Annotated in this window: 13 protein-coding genes and 1 pseudogene; all 14 read left to right on the forward strand. The window is 73.1% G+C overall.

The annotated features are described in order from the left end of the window. The first annotated feature begins 102 nt into the window (after positions 1-102). Positions 103-1,206 carry an acyltransferase family protein gene (locus ACFQLX_RS19135; RefSeq protein ID WP_386416822.1) on the forward strand — a complete coding sequence of 368 codons (1,104 nt, stop codon included), beginning with the start codon at positions 103-105 and terminating at the stop codon, positions 1,204-1,206. 51 nt (positions 1,207-1,257) lie between these two features. Further along, complete coding sequence (gene folC / locus ACFQLX_RS19140) at positions 1,258-2,817, forward strand: bifunctional tetrahydrofolate synthase/dihydrofolate synthase (protein ID WP_386416823.1); 1,560 nt, start codon at positions 1,258-1,260, stop codon at positions 2,815-2,817. Between the two features lie 10 nt (positions 2,818-2,827). After that, positions 2,828-3,202, forward strand: a complete 375-nt coding sequence (locus tag ACFQLX_RS19145) for a DUF4233 domain-containing protein (protein WP_386416824.1) — start codon at positions 2,828-2,830, stop codon at positions 3,200-3,202. A gap of 131 nt (positions 3,203-3,333) precedes the next feature. Continuing rightward, on the forward strand, positions 3,334-3,747 hold the full coding sequence (gene ndk, locus ACFQLX_RS19150) for a nucleoside-diphosphate kinase (protein WP_386416826.1): 414 nt from the start codon (positions 3,334-3,336) through the stop codon (positions 3,745-3,747). A gap of 428 nt (positions 3,748-4,175) precedes the next feature. Continuing rightward, positions 4,176-5,195 (forward strand): rod shape-determining protein, encoded by a 1,020-nt coding sequence (locus tag ACFQLX_RS19155; RefSeq protein ID WP_386416844.1) that lies wholly within the window; start codon positions 4,176-4,178, stop codon positions 5,193-5,195. A gap of 73 nt (positions 5,196-5,268) precedes the next feature. Then, complete coding sequence (gene mreC / locus ACFQLX_RS19160) at positions 5,269-6,318, forward strand: rod shape-determining protein MreC (RefSeq protein WP_386416828.1); 1,050 nt, start codon at positions 5,269-5,271, stop codon at positions 6,316-6,318. 2 nt (positions 6,319-6,320) lie between these two features. After that, positions 6,321-7,043, forward strand: coding sequence for a rod shape-determining protein MreD (mreD, locus tag ACFQLX_RS19165; RefSeq protein WP_386416830.1), 723 nt, complete (start codon positions 6,321-6,323; stop codon positions 7,041-7,043). Between the two features lie 55 nt (positions 7,044-7,098). Continuing rightward, positions 7,099-9,186 carry a penicillin-binding protein 2 gene (mrdA, locus tag ACFQLX_RS19170; protein ID WP_386416832.1) on the forward strand — a complete coding sequence of 696 codons (2,088 nt, stop codon included), beginning with the start codon at positions 7,099-7,101 and terminating at the stop codon, positions 9,184-9,186. Beyond that, the gene (gene rodA / locus ACFQLX_RS19175) at positions 9,183-10,406 is read left to right on the forward strand and encodes a rod shape-determining protein RodA (RefSeq protein ID WP_386416834.1); all 1,224 of its coding nucleotides are present in this window, start codon (positions 9,183-9,185) and stop codon (positions 10,404-10,406) included. Before mrdA ends, rodA begins: the two co-directional genes overlap by 4 nt. A 100-nt stretch (positions 10,407-10,506) precedes the next feature. Continuing rightward, positions 10,507-12,066 carry a CYTH and CHAD domain-containing protein gene (locus tag ACFQLX_RS19180; RefSeq protein ID WP_386416836.1) on the forward strand — a complete coding sequence of 520 codons (1,560 nt, stop codon included), beginning with the start codon at positions 10,507-10,509 and terminating at the stop codon, positions 12,064-12,066. A gap of 125 nt (positions 12,067-12,191) precedes the next feature. Then, entirely contained in the window at positions 12,192-14,132 is a 1,941-nt protein-coding gene (locus ACFQLX_RS19185) for a TIGR03960 family B12-binding radical SAM protein (RefSeq protein WP_386416838.1), read from the forward strand. 161 nt (positions 14,133-14,293) lie between these two features. Then, positions 14,294-15,361, forward strand: a complete 1,068-nt coding sequence (locus ACFQLX_RS19190; protein WP_386416839.1) for a hypothetical protein — start codon at positions 14,294-14,296, stop codon at positions 15,359-15,361. Positions 15,362-15,692: 331 nt separating this feature from the next. Next, positions 15,693-16,415: a TIGR03936 family radical SAM-associated protein gene (locus ACFQLX_RS19195; protein ID WP_386416840.1), complete on the forward strand. Its 723-nt coding sequence runs from the start codon at positions 15,693-15,695 to the stop codon at positions 16,413-16,415. A gap of 288 nt (positions 16,416-16,703) precedes the next feature. Continuing rightward, positions 16,704-17,159, forward strand: a pseudogene (locus ACFQLX_RS19200) (Rne/Rng family ribonuclease); the annotation flags it as partial.

Raw genomic sequence — 17,159 nt, forward strand, 5'->3', positions numbered from 1 at the left:
CTCCGCCGCGTTGCGTTCACCCGGCGGTGGGCAGCGCGTAACCCGGACCGGCGAGCCTGTCACCTCGCCCCACCGACCGGACGCCGCCCAGGAGCACCCCGCATGCCCCCCACCGCGAGGCCGCCCGCCCCACCCGCCACGACGGCGCCCGCCCCGCCGGCCGCCCGGGTCCGCCGCCACGACATCGACGCCCTGCGCGTCCTGTGCACGGCCGCCGTCGTCCTGTGCCACACCGCCGCCGAGTTCATCGACGCGGGCCACCGCACCGCGGGCATCGCCGCCGACTCGCTCAGCCGCTTCGCCGTCCCCGCCTTCTTCGCCATGGCCGGCTGGGCGGCCCTGGCCGGCGCCCCGGTCGGCAGCGACCGCCGGCTCCTGCGCCGCCTGGAGCGCATCGCCCGCCCGATGGCGGTGTGGACGCTGCTCTACCTGCTCTGGCAGTACGTCATTGGCCCGCCCCCCGACGACGGCGCGAAGGAGGCGGTGCGCGCCCTCTTCGGCTCCGTGGAGCCGGCCTTCCACCTCTGGTACCTCTACGTCTACGTCCCCCTCGTCCTGCTGCTCGGCGTCGCCGCCCTCGTCCTGCGCGGACGCGGCGTACCGCGCTGGTCGGCCGCGCTGCTCGCCGCCTTCGCCCTGGCCCCCGTCCTGCGCGGCGACCTCGGGCGCCTCACCGGGGCGCACCTGCCGGAGTGGAACTGGAACGCCCCCCTCTACGCCCTGGGCTACGCGGTCGCCGGCGCGGCCCTCCTGGCCGCCCCCCGGGAGGGCCGCGCCGCCCGCCGCCCCCTGTGGACGGCCGCCGCCCTGGCCGCGCTCCTGGCCCTGGGCGCCTACCAGTTCACCGTCCGCCACCCGGCCGCCTACGGCTCCGCAGCGGTCGCCGCCCTCACCGCCGCCGTCCTCATCGCCGTACGGGGCCTGCGCGTCCCGGTCCGGCTGCGCGCCCCCCCTGGAGCGCCTCTCGGACGCCTCCTTCGGCACGTACCTCGTCCACCTGGTCTTCGTCACCGCCCTGGCCCGCCCCCTCGCGGCCCACGTACCGCACGGGATCGCCGCCCCCGCCGCCCTGGCCGCGGGCGCCGCCGCCGCGACCGCGCTCTCCTTCGCCGCCAGCGCCCTGTGGGGGCGGCTCGGCCTGCGCGCGTGGCTCGGCTGAACCACCGGCCGGACCGCGGGCGAACCACCGGCCGAATCGGGCCCTAAGACCCACCCCGCCTGCGACGGCGCCGCGCACCCGCTCCGTAGACTGAGTACGTGAGCGAGCGCCCAGAATCCTCAGACCCCGGCCACGACGACACCTCCGAGGAGTTCACGGCGGACGACAGTCCGTCCCTGCCCGACGAGTTCGCCGAGCTGATCGCGCAGGAGACCGACCGCGATCCCGACCTGGCCGTGATCGAGGCGGGCAGCCGCACCCTGCGCACCCTGGGCACCGCCCCGCAGGGCGACCAGGTCCCGGCCCGCCCCACCGACCCCGAAGTCGCCGCCGCGCTGCGGGAGATCGAGGCGGAGCTGGCCACCCGCTGGCCCGAGACCAAGCTCGACCCCTCGCTGGAGCGGATCGAGGCGCTGATGGACGTGCTGGGCGAGCCGCAGCGCGCCTACCCGGCGATCCACATCACCGGCACCAACGGCAAGACCTCCACCGCGCGGATGATCGAGGCCCTCCTCGCCGCCTTCGAACTGCGCACCGGCCGCTACACCAGCCCGCACGTGCAGTCCTACACCGAGCGCATCAGCCTGGACGGGGCGCCGATCCCGTACGAGAAGTTCATCGAGACCTACCAGGACGTCAAGCCCTACGCCGACATGGTCGACGCCGCCCAGGAACACCGGCTGTCCTTCTTCGAGTTCCTGACCGCCATGGCCTACGCCGCCTTCGCCGACGCCCCCGTGGACGTCGCCGTGGTCGAGGTCGGCATGGGCGGCAGCTGGGACGCCACCAACGTGGTCGACGGCTCGGTCGCCGTCATCACCCCCATCTCCCTGGACCACACCGACCGGCTCGGCGAAACGCCCGGGGAGATCGCGGCGGAGAAGGCCGGGATCATCAAGAAGGACTCCACGGTCGTCATGGCCCAGCAGCCGGTCGACGCCGCGCAGGTGCTGCTGAAGCGGGCCGTGGAGGTCGACGCGACGGTGGCGCGCGAGGGCATGGAGTTCGGCGTCGTCTCCCGCGAGGTCGCCGTCGGCGGCCAGATGCTCACCCTGCGCGGACTGGGCGGCGAGTACCCGGACGTCTACCTCCCGCTGCACGGCGAGCACATGGCGCACAACGCCGCCGTGGCGCTCGCGGCCGTCGAGGCGTTCTTCGGCATCGGCTCGCAGCACTCGCGCACCCTGGACCCCGACACCGTCCGCCGGGCCTTCGCCTCGGTCAGCTCGCCGGGCCGGATGGAGGTCGTACGCCGCAGCCCGACGGTCGTCCTGGACGCCGCGCACAACCCGGCCGGCGGGCAGGCCGTCGCGGCGGCCGTGCAGGAGGCGTTCGGCTTCTCGCGGCTGATCGGCGTCCTGGGCGTCAGCGGGGGCAAGGACGTACGGGGCCTGCTGGAGGCGCTGGAGCCGGTGCTGGCCGAGGTGGTCGTCACCCAGAACTCCTCGCCCCGCGGCATGGACGCCGACGCCCTGGCCGGGATCGCGGTGGAGGTCTTCGGCGAGGACCGCGTCCAGGTCGAACCGCGGCTGGACGACGCCCTGGAGGCTGCCATTACCCTGGCGGAGGAAGAAGGCGAATACTCCGGGGCCGGCGTGCTGGTCACGGGCTCCGTCATCACGGTGGGAGAGGCCCGGCTGCTGCTGGGCAAGGAGTGACTTTTCGGATATGCGGACCCTCTGCGCCAGCACACTGATCGGCGAGTTCCTCATCATCGGCTTCGCGGGTCTGGTCGCCATGCAGACCACCGACGTCTCCGCCGGGCTGCTGTGGGCGGTGTGCGGGGCCGCGATGGTGCTGTGCGTGCTGCTCTGCGGCATGATCACCCGGCGGGGCGGCGTGGCCGTCGGCTGGGCGCTGCAGCTCGGCCTGATCGCCTCCGGCGTGCTGGTGCCGCTGATGTACTTCCTGGGCGCCTGCTTCGCCGGCCTGTGGTGGTGCTCCATCCACTTCGGCCGCAAGGTCGACGACGCGAAAGCGGCGCGGGGCTCGGCACGCACTCTCGCCGCACGGGGGATCAGGACAGGTGGCTCCGCCACATGACCTGATCCCCCGCACACCGAGAGCACGCACCGAGCCCCGCGCTGTCTGGTGCTGCGGGGTACGGGCTGGGCGTCACCCGGGTCCGGGTATCGTGCGGCTGTCCCATGATTTTCGTACGCAAGGAGCCACCCATGAGCCAGCGCAGCCTCGTCCTCCTCAAGCCCGACGCGGTCCGCCGCGGGCTGGTCGGCGAGATCATCGGCCGCATCGAGCGCAAGGCCGGCTGGAGCCTCGCGGCGATGGAGCTGCGCACGCTGGACCGCGCCGTCCTGGAGCAGCACTACGGCGAGCATGTCGGGCGCCCCTTCTACGAGCCGCTGGTGGAGTTCATGGCCTCCGGTCCCGTCGTCGCGCTGGTCGTCGAGGGGGAGCGGGCGATCGAGGGGCTGCGCACCCTGGCCGGTCCGACCGACCCGATCGCGGCGGCGCCGGGCAGCATCCGGGGCGACTTCGGCACCGTCGTCCGGGAGAACCTGGTGCACGCCTCCGACTCGGAGGAGTCGGCGGCACGTGAGATCAAGCTCTTCTTCCCCGGTCTCGTCTGACGGACCGCTCCTCACCCGTCCGCCCCTCACCCGTCCGCGCCTCCCCGTGGACCCGGCCCCGTGGACTTCCGGGGCCCGGTCCACGAACGGGCGCCGACGGGAGGCGGAAATCCCGGTGGGGGCGGAGGCGGCGCCCCGGGATTTCCGTGCGGAACGCGCTGGTCCGGATACTGCGGCGACACTCCACGCTGACCTGCGCTTATTATCTGACATTTACTCAGAAACCCGCGGGCGTCCCCCGCCGTCCGTGAGCATACGAGCGCCCCCTGTGGGAAGGCGCCACCCCGACACGTACTGAATTCGGCGGACAGCCCCTCGCTGCCGAGAGCGTTCGGCGAGACTACGATGACTCCCACGGACGCAGACACCGACCGTTCCCCCCTCGAAGACCCCCGCGCTCGGAAGGCTTGACGTATCCCATGAGCAACATGTCGTTCATCGGCCGTGACATGGCAGTCGACCTCGGGACGGCCAACACGCTGGTGTACGTCAGAGGCCGGGGCATCGTCCTCAACGAGCCGTCGGTGGTCGCCATCAACACCAACACCGGCGGCATCCTCGCGGTGGGGTCCGAGGCGAAGAAGATGATCGGCCGCACGCCGGGCAACATCGTCGCGGTCCGCCCCCTCAAGGACGGCGTCATCGCCGACTTCGAGATCACCGAGCGGATGCTGCGCTACTTCATCCTGAAGATCCACAAGCGCCGCTACCTCGCCCGCCCCCGCGTCGTCGTCTGCGTCCCCTCCGGCATCACCGGCGTCGAGCGCCGCGCCGTCATCGAGGCGTCCACCCAGGCCGGCGCCCGCCAGGTGCACATCATCGAGGAGCCCATGGCCGCGGCCATCGGCTCCGGACTCCCGGTCCACGAGGCCACCGGGAACATGGTGGTCGACATCGGCGGCGGCACGACCGAGGTGGCCGTGATCTCCCTGGGCGGCATCGTCACCGCGCAGTCCATCCGCGTCGCGGGCGACGAGCTGGACAACGCGGTCATCCAGCACGTGAAGAAGGAGTACAGCCTCCTGCTGGGCGAGCGGACCGCCGAGAACATCAAGATCACGATCGGTTCCGCGTACGAGACCGACAAGGAGCAGCACACCGAGATCCGGGGCCGCGACCTGGTCAGCGGGCTGCCCAAGACGGTGGTCATCTCCTCCGCCGAGGTCCGCCGGGCCATGGAGGAGCCGGTCAACGCCATCGTCGACGCGGTCAAGACGACCCTCGACAAGTGCCCGCCGGAGCTGTCCGGCGACATCATGGACCGCGGCATCGTCCTCACCGGCGGCGGCGCCATGCTGCGCGGGCTGGACGAGCGGCTGCGGCACGAGACGGGCATGCCCATCCACATCGCGGAGAACCCGCTGGACTCGGTGGCGCTCGGCTCCGGCAAGTGCGTCGAGGAGTTCGAGGCGCTGCAGCAGGTGCTGGACGCGCAGCCGCGTCGTTAGACAGGCGGACCGGCCGCTCGACAAGGGTCAGCCGGGGGCTCAGGCATTCCAAGGGACGGAACAGGGACGGCTCGTGAGGGACACACGGGAGAGCCGACTGCTCCTCGTACTGCTGGTCACCATCGCGCTCGCGCTGATCACGGTGGACATCAGGGGTGGGGAGCAGTCGCCGCTTGAGGGCGTGAAGCGCGGTGCTGCGGCGGCCTTCGGGCCGGTCGAGGACGGGGTGGCCGGAGTGGTCGACCCGGTGGGCAACGCCATAGCGGCGGTGCGCGAATCGGGCGACCGGCACACCAGGATCAAGGAACTGGAGCTCCAGAACGCCCAGTTGCGCCAGCGCCTGGGCAGCGGCGACCGCAACCGCGCCCGCGCGGCCGAGCTGGACAAGCTGCTGAAGACGGCCGGCGCCGGCCAGTACGGCGTCAAGGGCGCGCAGGTCATCGCCATAGGAGCCGCCCAGGGGCTGAACTGGACGGTGACCATCGACGCCGGCACCCGCGACGGCATCCGGCGCGACATGACGGTGCTCAACGGCGACGGCCTCGTCGGCCGGGTCACCACCGCCGGCCCCACCACCGCCACGGTGCTGCTCGCCAACGACCCGGACTTCACCGTCGGCACCCGGCTGGAGAAGTCCAACGAGCTGGGCTTCGCCACCGGCCAGGGCGACCGGCCGCTGCAGGTGCAGCTCCTCAACGGCAAGGCCAAGGTGGAGAAGGGCGACCGGATGGTCACCTTCGGCTCCGAGGAGGGGCGCCCCTTCGTCGCCGGCGTGCCGATCGGCCGGGTCGTCCGCGTCGAGGCCAACCGCGGCAACCTGACCCGTACGGTCTTCGTCGAGCCCTTCGCCGGCTTCACCCGCCTGGACATCGTCGGCGTCGTGGTGCAGCCGCCGCGCCACGACCCGCGCGACACGGTGCTGCCCCCCAAACCCGGGAAGACGCCCGTGCCCAGGGTGACGGTGACCGTCACGCCCAAGCCGGAGGGCGGGGAGGGCCTGGAGGGCGCCGTGGCCGAGCAGCCCGCCGACGGTACGGCCGCGGCGCCGCCGGCGGAGGGCCAGGAGCCCGATCCGGCCGCCGCCCCCGAGGCCGAGGCACCCCAGCAAGACGACGGGAACTGACCATGCGCCTGAACCGAGTCGTGCTCTCCACCACCCTGGTCGTGCTGGCCCTGGTCCTCCAGGTGAGCGTGCTGGCCCGCCTGCACCTCCCGGGCGCCGTCCCCGACCTGCTGCTGCTCGTCGTCCTGGGCCTCGCCCTGGTCTACGGGCACGTCGGCGGCGCGCTGGTCGGCTTCGGCGCCGGACTGCTCGCCGACATCGCCCCGCCCGCCGACCACGCGGTGGGGCGCTACGCCCTGGTCCTCGCCGTCATCGGCTACTTCGCCGGGCTGATCAAACCGGAGAAGGGCCAGGTCAGATCGGCCGCCGGCCCGCTGCTGGTGGTCGCCGGCGCCGCGGTCGGCTCCACCGTCCTGTACGCGGGGGTGGGCGCCCTGGTGAGCGACGGCGCCGCCCGCGGGGTGGGCCTGGGCAGCCTGATCCTCACCTCGACGCTCTACGACCTCCTCCTCGCCCCCTTCGTCATCCCGCTGGTGATGGCCCTCGCCCGGCGCACCGAACGCGAGGTCACCGCCGCCAGCGCCGACACCGGCGCCACCAACGCCTCCCGGGAGGCAGCCCACCGCTGGCTCGCCGCCGGCACCGCCAGCCGCGGCGGCTCCGCGCTGCTGCGCGGCCGGCGGGGCAGCGGCATGATCGGCCGCCAGCGCTCCGGGCTGCTGGGCGGCCGGCGTTCCGTCTCCACCGTCAAGGTCGGCCGGATCAAGGGGGTCAAGCGGCTGTGACGTCGCGCTTCGTCCCCAGTCCGAGTCCCGTAGGTCCCAAGGGGGGTGCCACGCGGTGACCAACATTCCCGCCACCGGCAAGAACCAGCGCGTCACCATCCGCCTCGTGGCGCTGCAGATCCTCGTCATGTCGCTGCTGCTCACCCTGGGCGGCCGGCTGTGGTTCCTGCAGATCCGCAACGGCGACGAGTACCAGTCCAAGGCCAACGGCAACCACGTCCAGCAGGTCATCGAGCCCGCCCCGCGCGGCGCCATCCTCGACGCCCGCGGCGTACCGCTCGCCGACAACGAGACCCGCCTGGTCGTCTCCGCCTCCCGCAGCGAACTGATGCAGGAGGACGACGACGGCGCGGCCGTCCTGGGCCGCCTCGCCGCGGTGCTGAAGCTGGACGCCGAGGAGGTCCGCAACCGGGTGCGCCTGTGCGACGCCGAGACGCCCAAGCCCTGCTGGAACGGCTCCCCGTACCAGCCGATCCCCATCACCGACGAGGCCACCGCCCGCCAGGTGCTGCAGATCCGCGAGCGTCCGGAGAACTTCCCCGGCATCTTGGCCGAGCCCGCGCCCGTACGCCGCTACCACGCACCCGGCGAGGCCAACACCTCGCAGGTCCTGGGCTACCTCTCGCCCGTCACCGACGCGGAGGTCAAGGCCGCCGAGGACACCAAGCACCCCGTGCTGCGCAGCGCCCAGGTCGGCCGCTCCGGACTGGAGCGCACCTACGACCAGCAGCTGCGCGGCCTGCCCGGGGTGCGCCGCTACCAGGTCGACAAGCTCGGCCGGGTCATGGGCGAGTCCGGCAGCCAGGCCGGAATCGCCGGCTCCACGCTCGTCACCAGTATCGACTCCCGCGTCCAGGCGGTCGCGGAGAAGGAGCTGGAGAAGGCGATGAAGGCGGCCCGCACCCAGTGGGACCGCAACACCGAGCGGCAGTACGAGGCCGACGCCGGCGCCATCGTGGTGATGGAGGCGAAGACCGGCCGGGTGGTGGCCATGGCCTCCAACCCCGACTACGACCCCAACGTCTGGGTCGGCGGCATCGACGAGAAGGACTACCGCGCGCTCACCACCAAGAAGGCCAACTACCCGCTGCTCAACCGGGCCACCCAGGGCCTGGCGGCGCCCGGCTCCATCTTCAAGGTCATCCCGACCGCCGCCGCGGTGAACGCCGGCTACTCCTTCGACGGCCCGTACAACTGCTCCAGCTCCTACAGCATCGGCTCCCAGGTCTTCAAGAACTTCGAGTCCCAGAACCACGGCGACATCTCCCTCGGCCAGGCGCTGGAGGTCTCCTGTGACACCGTCTTCTACAAGCTCGCCCACGAGGAGTGGCTGCGCGACGGCGGGGACAGCCCGAAGAAGAACGCCAAGGACTGGTTCTACAAGACCGCCCACCAGTTCGGCCTGGGCAAGGAGACCGGCATCGACCTCCCCGACGAGGTCTCCGGCCGCATCCCCGACCGCCAGTGGAAGCGGACGTTCTGGAAGGCCAACAAGTCCTACTGGTGCAAGGTCGGCAGGAAGAGCGGCGACTACGTCCAGCGGCTGAGCTACGAGAACTGCCACGGCGGCATGAAGATGCGCCCCGGTGACTCGGTCAACTTCTCCATCGGCCAGGGCGACACCCTCGTCACCCCCATCCAGATGGCGTCGATCTACGCCGCCCTCGCCAACGGCGGCACGCTGCCCACCCCGCTCGTCGGCAAGGCCCTGATCAGCCCCGACGGCAAGAAGATCGACGAGATCGAGCCCAAGCCGCAGGGCAGGCTGCCCATCAGCCGCAAGACGCTCAAGGAGATGGACGAGGCGCTGGCGGGCGTCGCCACCCGCGGCACCGCCGCCTGGCGCTTCCAGGGCTGGCCGCAGGACAAGATCCCGATGCACGCCAAGACCGGTACCGCGGAGGTCTACGGCAAGCAGACGACCTCCTGGTTCGCCACGTACACCAAGGAGTACTCGATCGTGATGACGATCTCCCAGGGTGGTACGGGCTCGGGCGCCTCCGCCCCCGCCGTGCGCGCGGTCTACAACGCGCTGTACGGGGTCGACGAGGCCGGCGGCATCAACCCGAAGAAGGCGCTGCTGCCTAAACCGCAGCGGACACTGCCGAAGATCTCCGAATACGGAACGGTGCTCAGCCCATGAGCTTCCCCCCTTCCTCCGCCCGCTCCGGCGCAGCCACCTCCTACGTCCGCCGCTACCAGCCCGACCGCAGTGCCTGGGGCCGGCTGACCGCCCGCGGCTCGGTGCTGCGGCGGCTGGACTGGGTGCTGCTGCTCGCCGCGCTGGCGCTCTCCCTCATCGGCTCGGCGCTGGTGTACTCCGCGACCCGCAACCGCGAGGAGCTGGTCGGCGACGACCCGTACGCCTTCCTCAGCAAGCACGTGATGGTCACCGTCATCGGCATCGCGCTGATGGCGCTCACCGTCTGGGTCGGCCACCGCACCCTGCTCGGCGCGGTGCCGGCGCTCTACATCGGCTCGCTGGTGCTGGTCGCGCTGGTGCTCACCCCGCTGGGCGCGACCATCAACGGCGCGCGGGCCTGGCTGGACCTGGGCGGCGGCTTCAGTCTGCAACCCGCCGAGTTCACGAAGATCACCATCATCCTGGGGATGGCGATGCTGCTGTCCACCCGCGTCGACGCGGGGGACCGCCAGTACCCCGACCACCGCACCGTGGTGCAGGCGCTGGCGCTGGCGGCGGTGCCGATCTGCATCGTGATGCTGATGCCGGACCTCGGCTCGGTGATGGTGATCACCGTGATCATCCTCGGCGTGCTGATGGCCTCGGGCGCCTCCAACCGCTGGGTGATCGGCCTGATCGGCGCGGGCGTGCTGGGCGCGGTGCTGATGGTCTCGCTGGGGATGCTCGACGAGTACCAGGTCAACCGCTTCGCCGCCTTCGCCAACCCCTCCCTGGACCCGGCGGGCGTCGGCTACAACACCAACCAGGCCCGTATCGCCATCGGCGGCGGCGGCCTGTTCGGGCTCGGGCTGGGCAAGGGCACGCAGACCACGGGGCAGTTCGTCCCCGAGCAGCAGACCGACTTCATCTTCACCGTCGCCGGCGAGGAGCTGGGCTTCCTGGGCGCCGGGCTGATCCTGGTGCTGCTGGGGCTCGTCCTGTGGCGGGCCTGCGCCATCGCCCGCAACGCCAGCGACCTCTTCGGCACGATCGTCGCGGCCGGGATCGTGGCCTGGTTCGCCTTCCAGGCCTTCGAGAACATCGGGATGACGCTGGGCATCATGCCTGTCGCGGGGCTGCCGCTGCCGTTCGTCTCGTACGGCGGCTCGTCGATGTTCGCGGTGTGGATCGCGGTGGGGCTGCTGGAGTCGATCGCGGTACAGCGGCCCATGTCGGCGTGAGTCGGCGTGAGTCGGCGGGCTGAGGCGCGGGTGGACGCCCGATGGACCTGATGCCGTCCGCCCCCTGCCCGTAAAGCCGCTGACCAGCTAGATTCCCTCCATGGCGGACACAGCAGCGAGCACCGTACGCGAGATCGAGCACAAGTACGAGGCGGCCGACGGGCAGCGGCTGCCCGATCTGCGCAAGGCCGCGGGCGTCGAACGGGTGGAGGAGAGCGGCCCCTTCGCCCTGGACGCCGTCTACTACGACACCGCCGACCGCCGGCTGGCCGCCGACGGCATCACCCTGCGCCGCCGCACCGGCGGCGACGACGCCGGCTGGCACCTCAAACTCCCCGTCGCCCCCGGCGTCCGCGACGAGATCCGCGCCCCCCTCTCCGCCACCCCGCCCCGCCGGCTCACCGCCCTGGTGCGCTCCCGCACGCGCGGCGCGGCGCTGCTCCCGCAGGTGCGCATCGGCTCCGACCGGGCGGTACGCCGCCTCCTGGACGCCGGCGGCGCACTGCTGGCGGAGGTCAGCGTCGACGCGGTCACCGCCGAGCGGCTCACCGGGGAGCGGCTCACCGACGAGGAGGGCCGGGCGGCCTGGACGGAGGTGGAGGTGGAGTTGGGCCCCGGACCGGGCGGGGAGCAGGACCCGGCAGTGCTGAAGACCGTCGGCAAGCGGCTGCGCAAGGCCGGCCTGGTGCGCGCCCGCAGCGCCTCCAAGCTGGCCCGCGCCCTGGAGGAGACCGGCGCCGGCAGCCCGGCCGCCGCCCCGGTCCGCCACACGGCGCCCCAGGGCACGGCGGGCGCCGCCGTCCTGGCCTACGTCACCACCCAGGTCGACGCCCTCGTCCGCCTCGACCCCGCCGTCCGCCGCGACCTGCCGGACTCCGTGCACCAGATGCGCGTCGCCACCCGCCGGCTGCGCAGCGCGTTCACGTCCTACGCCAAGGTCCTCGACCGCGCCGTCACCGACCCCATCGGCGCCGAACTGAAGTGGCTCGCCGCCGAACTCGGCGTCGACCGCGACCGCGAGGTCCTCGCCGCCCGCATCCGCGCGGCCGTCGAGGCGCTGCCCCGGCCGCTGGCCGTCGGTCCGGTGCGCGGCCGGATCCGTACCTGGTCCGCCGCCCGGCGCGCCGGCTCCCGCCAGCGCCTGCTGGCCGTCCTGGACGGGCGGCGCTACCTCGCCCTCCTCGCCGACCTCGACGCCCTCCTCGCCGAGCCCCCGCTGCGCAAGGCCGCCGCCAGGCCCGCCGACGGCGTCCTGACCGCCGCGATCCGCGCCGACTTCCGGCGGGTGGCCCAGCTCATCGAGGCCGCGCTGGCCGAGGAGCCCGGCGAGGCGCGCAGCCTCGCCATGCACGAGGCCCGCAAGCGCGCCAAGCGCACCCGCTACGCCGCCGAGCTGGCCCGCCCCGTGCTGGGCACCCCCGCCAAACGCACCGCCAAGGACATGACCCGGCTGCAGGAGCTGCTCGGCGACCACCAGGACAGCACGGTCACCCGCGAGGCCCTGCGCGACCTCGCCGCCCAGGCCGCCGCGGCGGGGGAGAGCGCCTTCACGTACGGGCTGCTGTACGGGCGCGAGGAGGCGCTGGCGGCGGACCGCGAGCGCGAGCTGCCGCGGGTGTGGGCGCAGGTGTCGTCGGGGGACGTGGTCGCGGGGGAGTGAGGTACGGACCCCGGGCCCGTACAGGACCTTCGGACCGGGCGGACGGGACCTGTGGATCGGCGTGGGCGCCGCGGCGGGCGGGTTACCCTGGATGGTCACCTTCCCGTACCCGCGAGGAATCCCCCATGCCTGTCGAAAGCGTCTTCCCGCAGCTGGAGGCCCTGCTCCCGCACGTGCAGAAGCCCATCCAGTACGTCGGCGGCGAGCTGAACTCGACCGTCAAGCCGTGGGACGAGTGTGACGTGCGCTGGGCGCTCATGTACCCGGACGCCTACGAGGTCGGCCTGCCCAACCAGGGCGTCATGATCCTCTACGAGGTCCTCAACGAGCGCGAGGGTGTGCTGGCCGAGCGCACGTACAGCGTCTGGCCGGACCTTGAGGCGCTGATGCGCGAGCACAAGCTGCCCCAGTTCACGGTGGACAGCCACCGCCCGGTGCGCGCCTTCGACGTGTTCGGCCTGTCCTTCTCCACGGAGCTGGGCTACACCAACATGCTCACCGCCCTCGACCTCGCGGGCATCCCGCTGGAGGCCGGGGACCGCGGCCTGGACGACCCGATCGTGCTCGCGGGCGGCCACGCGGCGTTCAACCCCGAGCCGATCGCGGACTTCATCGACTGCGCGGTCATCGGCGACGGCGAGCAGGCCGTGCTGGACATGACGGAGATCATCCGCGCCTGGAAGGCGGAGGGCCGCCCCGGCGGCCGCGAGGAGGTGCTGCTGCGCCTGGCGAAGACCGGCGGGGTGTACGTCCCGCGCTTCTACGACGTGGAGTACCTCCCGGACGGCCGCATCGCGCGCGTCGTGCCCAACCGCTCCGGTGTTCCGTGGCGCGTCTCGAAGCACACCGTGATGGACCTCGACGAGTGGCCCTACCCCAAGCAGCCCCTCGTCCCGCTCGCCGAGACCGTCCACGAGCGGATGTCGGTGGAGATCTTCCGCGGCTGCACCCGCGGCTGCCGCTTCTGCCAGGCCGGCATGATCACGCGTCCCGTACGGGAGCGAAGCATCACCGGCATCGGCGAGATGGTCGACAAGGGCCTGAAGGCGACCGGCTTCGAGGAGGTCGGCCTGCTCTCCCTCTCCTCCGCCGACCACAGCGAGATCGGCGAGGTCGCCAAGGGCCTCGCCGACCGCTACGAGGAGGACAAGATCGGCCTGTCCCTCCCCTCCACGCGCGTCGACGCCTTCAACATCGACCTGGCCAACGAGCTGACCCGCAACGGCCGCCGCTCCGGCCTGACCTTCGCCCCCGAGGGCGGCTCGGAGCGCATCCGCAAGGTCATCAACAAGATGGTCTCGGAGGACGACCTGATCCGTACGGTCTCCACCGCGTACGGCAACGGCTGGCGGCAGGTGAAGCTGTACTTCATGTGCGGCCTGCCCACCGAGACCGACGAGGACGTGCTGCAGATCGCCGACATGGCGACGAAGGTGATCGCCGAGGGCCGCCGCGCCTCCGGCCAGAACGACATCCGCTGCACCGTCTCCATCGGCGGCTTCGTGCCCAAGCCGCACACCCCCTTCCAGTGGGCGCCGCAGCTCTCCGCCGAGGAGACGGACGCCCGGCTGGGGAAGCTGCGCGACGCGATCCGCGGCGACAAGAAGTACGGCCGCTCCATCGGCTTCCGCTACCACGACGGCAAGCCCGGCATCGTCGAGGGCCTGCTCTCGCGTGGTGACCGCCGCATCGGCGCGGTCATCCGCGCGGTGTACGAGGACGGGGGGCGCTTCGACGGCTGGCGCGAGTACTTCTCCTACGACCGCTGGATGAAGTGCGCGCAGGCGGCGCTGCCGGCGTACGGCGTGGACGTCGACTGGTACACCACGCGCGAGCGCACCTACGAGGAGGTCCTGCCCTGGGACCACCTGGACTCCGGCCTGGACAAGGACTGGCTCTGGGAGGACTGGCAGGACGCCCTCGACGAGACGGAGGTCGAGGACTGCCGCTGGACGCCGTGCTTCGACTGCGGGGTGTGCCCCGCGATGGACACGACCATCCAGATCGGCCCGACGGGCCGGAAGCTGCTGCCGCTGACGGTGACGCAGGGCCCGCAGGCGGGCTGAGCCGCCGCGGGACGCGAGGACCGCTGCCGGTGCGGGAGCGCACCGGCAGCGGTCCTTTCCCGTTCCCCCGGCCGCCACCGCTGGATCACGACCTCATCACGCCCGCAACGGCAGGGACGGGGATGCCGTCCCATGGGGCAGACGGGGTGAACGGGGGAGCGATGGCGGAGCCGGAGCGGTACACGGACACGTCCGGGGGATGCCTGACCGCGGTGGTCCGCATTCCGGTACGGATCGTCGTGCTGGTGCTGGTCGTGCCCGTACGGGTGCTGTGGGACGCCCTCGACGCGGCGGCGAAGGCGGTGCGCCGCTCGGTGCTCGCCCCCCTGGGCAGAGCCCTGACCCGGCTGGCCCGCACCCTCGTCCTCACCCCCGCCCGCCACCTGGCCGCGGGGGTCGCGTGGCTGTGGGTGACGTTGGTCGTCGTACCGGCGGCATGGCTGTGTCGGTGGCTGGTCGTGGCGCCGGCGGTGTGGCTGTACGCGCACGTCCTCACGCCCCTCGGCCACGGCGTCCTGTGGGCGGTGCGTGCTGTCGGGGTGGGGCTGGTCGCCCTGGGGGCGGGCCTCGCGTGGCTGTGGGCGACGTTGGTCGTCGTGCCGGGCGTGTGGGTGTGGCGTGCGCTGCTGGCGCCGCTGGGGCGCGGGCTGCGAGGGGTGGTCGTCGGGCTGGGGGCGCTGCTCGCGGCGGGAGCCGCCGTCCTCGGGGCAGGGGTCGCGTGGCTCTGGCGGTGGCTGGTCGCCGCCCCGGTGGTCTGGCTGTACGCGTACGTCCTCGCGCCCCTCGGTCGCGGGGCGCTCATCGGGCTGGGCCTCCTCGGTGTCGCTCTGACCTGGCCCTTCGTCGCCCTGTGGCGGTGGGTGCTGCTGCCCCTCGGGCGGGGGCTCGTGGTCCTCGGGCGCGAGGCCGCCGCCGCCCTCGGGGTCGCCTGGCGCGTCGCCGGCTACGTCTCGCGGGCGCTGTGGCGGGCAGTGGCGCGGGCCGGGCGGCTGGTCGCCGCGCCCTTCCGCTGGGGCTGGCGCCGGCTCGTACGACCCGCGGCCCGTGCGGTGCGGGCGGCGGCGCGCGAGGTCCGGCGGATCGCGGGGGCCGCCCTCGCACCCGTGCGACGGACCCTGCGCGAGACCCGCCTCGCCGTACGGGAGGCGCTGGCCGCGGCCCGGCTGAGCATCCGCGAGACGCGGCGCGAGCTGCGCACCGCCCTCTTCGGAAGCGCCCCGCGCCCGTAGCGCGCAACCGGCCGCCGATCCGGGCGCCGCCCCACCGGCCCCCGACCCCCCGCAAGCCCGGCGCCTGACCCGGGAACGGAACCGCGGCGGGCGCCACCGGCGTCTTGCGGCACGGTCCCGCCCCACCGGCCGGGACGCCCGACCCCGCAGGGGGCGCGTACTCTGGGAGACGGACCGGGCACCCGGCGCCCCGCCGACGTGCGGGGCGATGCCGGCCGGTCCACCGCAGACAGGGCGCCGCAGACGCAGAGTGCTGCGCCGCCGCCTGCCGTAGACAAGGAGAGGTTCACTGGGCAAGCGACAGCCCGAAGGCCCGCCGCCCGCACCGGTGGTGCAGCGCATCCGACTGCGCTACACCAAGCGTGGCCGCCTCCGGTTCACCAGCCATCGTGACTTCCAGCGCGCCTTCGAGCGCGCCCTGCGCCGGGCCGAGGTGCCCATGGCGTACTCCGCCGGCTTCACGCCGCACCCGAGGGTCTCGTACGCCAACGCGGCGCCGACCGGCACCGGCAGCGAGGCCGAGTTCCTGGAGATCGCGCTCGCCGAGCAGCGCGACCCCGCCAAGCTCCTCGCCCTCCTCGACGAGTCCCTCCCCGAGGGCCTCGACATCACCGACGCGGTCGAGGCGCACACCCCCGGCCTCGCCGACCGGCTGGAGGCGTCCGTCTGGGAGCTGCGGCTCGACGGCGTCCAGCCGCAGGCCGCCGAGCGGGCCGTCGCGGCCTTCCTCGCGGCCGAGAACGTCGAGGTGGAGCGCCAGACGAAGAAGGGCCTGCGCGCCTTCGACGCGCGCGCAGCGGTCGTCTCCCTGGAGGTAGCCCTTCCACAGGCCGATGGGCCCGCGAGCGAAGCCTGTGCGATACTGCGGCTGGTAGTACGGCACATGACACCTGCCGTGCGACCCGACGACGTCCTGTCCGGCCTCCGCGCCGTGGCCGACCTAACGCCGCCGGTTGCCGCAGCGGTGACCAGGCTGGCGCAGGGGCCGCTCGATGAGGAGACCGGCGCGGTGACCGATCCGCTCGCGCCCGACCGCGACGCCGCCCAGTCCTGATCCACGGACCCAGGCGGCGACCGCGAAGGCGTGGGGATCGCCCGCGTGGGCAGAGCGGAGTCGGCGCCCCGCCGCAGACCAGGAGCCACCCGGGTCGGCGGGCGCGACAGACCAAGCAGACTTTCGCCGGTCCGCCGCCGTCACATCAACGGCGGCGGGGACGGCGAGTGAGACAACAGCTCCCGTGTGGCGCACACGCCGCGGGGCGGCAGACCGTGACTCATCACCACGGGCCGGCCGACCTGACCGCAGCCTGGCGCCCGGGAGCGTGACGGGAGTACCACCCGCATGCTCGAGCAGCACGAGCCCATGGAAAGCGTTTCCAGGGCCTCCACCAGCACAGACAGCAACGACAGCCCCGGCGACAAGCTGCCGCCCCGCCGTCGCCGCCGCGCGGCGTCCCGCCCGGCCGGTCCCCCCGGGACCGTGCAGACCGAGGCGGGCCCGGCCGACGCGGCCGTCGCCATACCGCAGGACGCCGCCGAGACGGCCGCCCCCGCGGTCGCGGCGAAGGCCGAGACCGACGAGGCCGCCCCCGCACGTCCGCGCCGCCGGGCCACCCGCCGCGCCAGCGCGCCCGCCGGGGCACCGCAGAGTGACCAGTCAGCGGACACAGCCGCAACCGAGACCGGGGAGGGCGAGATCCGCGTGACCGATTCCGCCGAGCAGAAGACCAGCACCGACCAGGGCGGGACCGACGAGGCCGCCCCCGCACGTCCGCGCCGCCGGGCCACCCGCCGCGCC

It is taken from the genome of Streptomyces polyrhachis (assembly GCF_042663125.1).
Lineage (GTDB): Bacteria > Actinomycetota > Actinomycetes > Streptomycetales > Streptomycetaceae > Streptomyces > Streptomyces polyrhachii.

Excerpts from the sequence above, each read along its gene's own strand:
- rodA (WP_386416834.1), top strand. The coding sequence starts at position 9,183 with ATGAGCTTCCCCCCTTCCTCCGCCCGCTCCGGCGCAGCCACCTCCTAC.
- ACFQLX_RS19155 (WP_386416844.1), top strand. The coding sequence starts at position 4,176 with ATGTCGTTCATCGGCCGTGACATGGCAGTCGACCTCGGGACGGCCAAC.
- ACFQLX_RS19135 (WP_386416822.1), top strand. The coding sequence starts at position 103 with ATGCCCCCCACCGCGAGGCCGCCCGCCCCACCCGCCACGACGGCGCCC.
- ndk (WP_386416826.1), top strand. The coding sequence starts at position 3,334 with ATGAGCCAGCGCAGCCTCGTCCTCCTCAAGCCCGACGCGGTCCGCCGC.
- ACFQLX_RS19180 (WP_386416836.1), top strand. The coding sequence starts at position 10,507 with ATGGCGGACACAGCAGCGAGCACCGTACGCGAGATCGAGCACAAGTAC.
- ACFQLX_RS19185 (WP_386416838.1), top strand. The coding sequence starts at position 12,192 with ATGCCTGTCGAAAGCGTCTTCCCGCAGCTGGAGGCCCTGCTCCCGCAC.
- ACFQLX_RS19145 (WP_386416824.1), top strand. The coding sequence starts at position 2,828 with ATGCGGACCCTCTGCGCCAGCACACTGATCGGCGAGTTCCTCATCATC.
- mreD (WP_386416830.1), top strand. The coding sequence starts at position 6,321 with ATGCGCCTGAACCGAGTCGTGCTCTCCACCACCCTGGTCGTGCTGGCC.
- ACFQLX_RS19190 (WP_386416839.1), top strand. The coding sequence starts at position 14,294 with ATGGCGGAGCCGGAGCGGTACACGGACACGTCCGGGGGATGCCTGACC.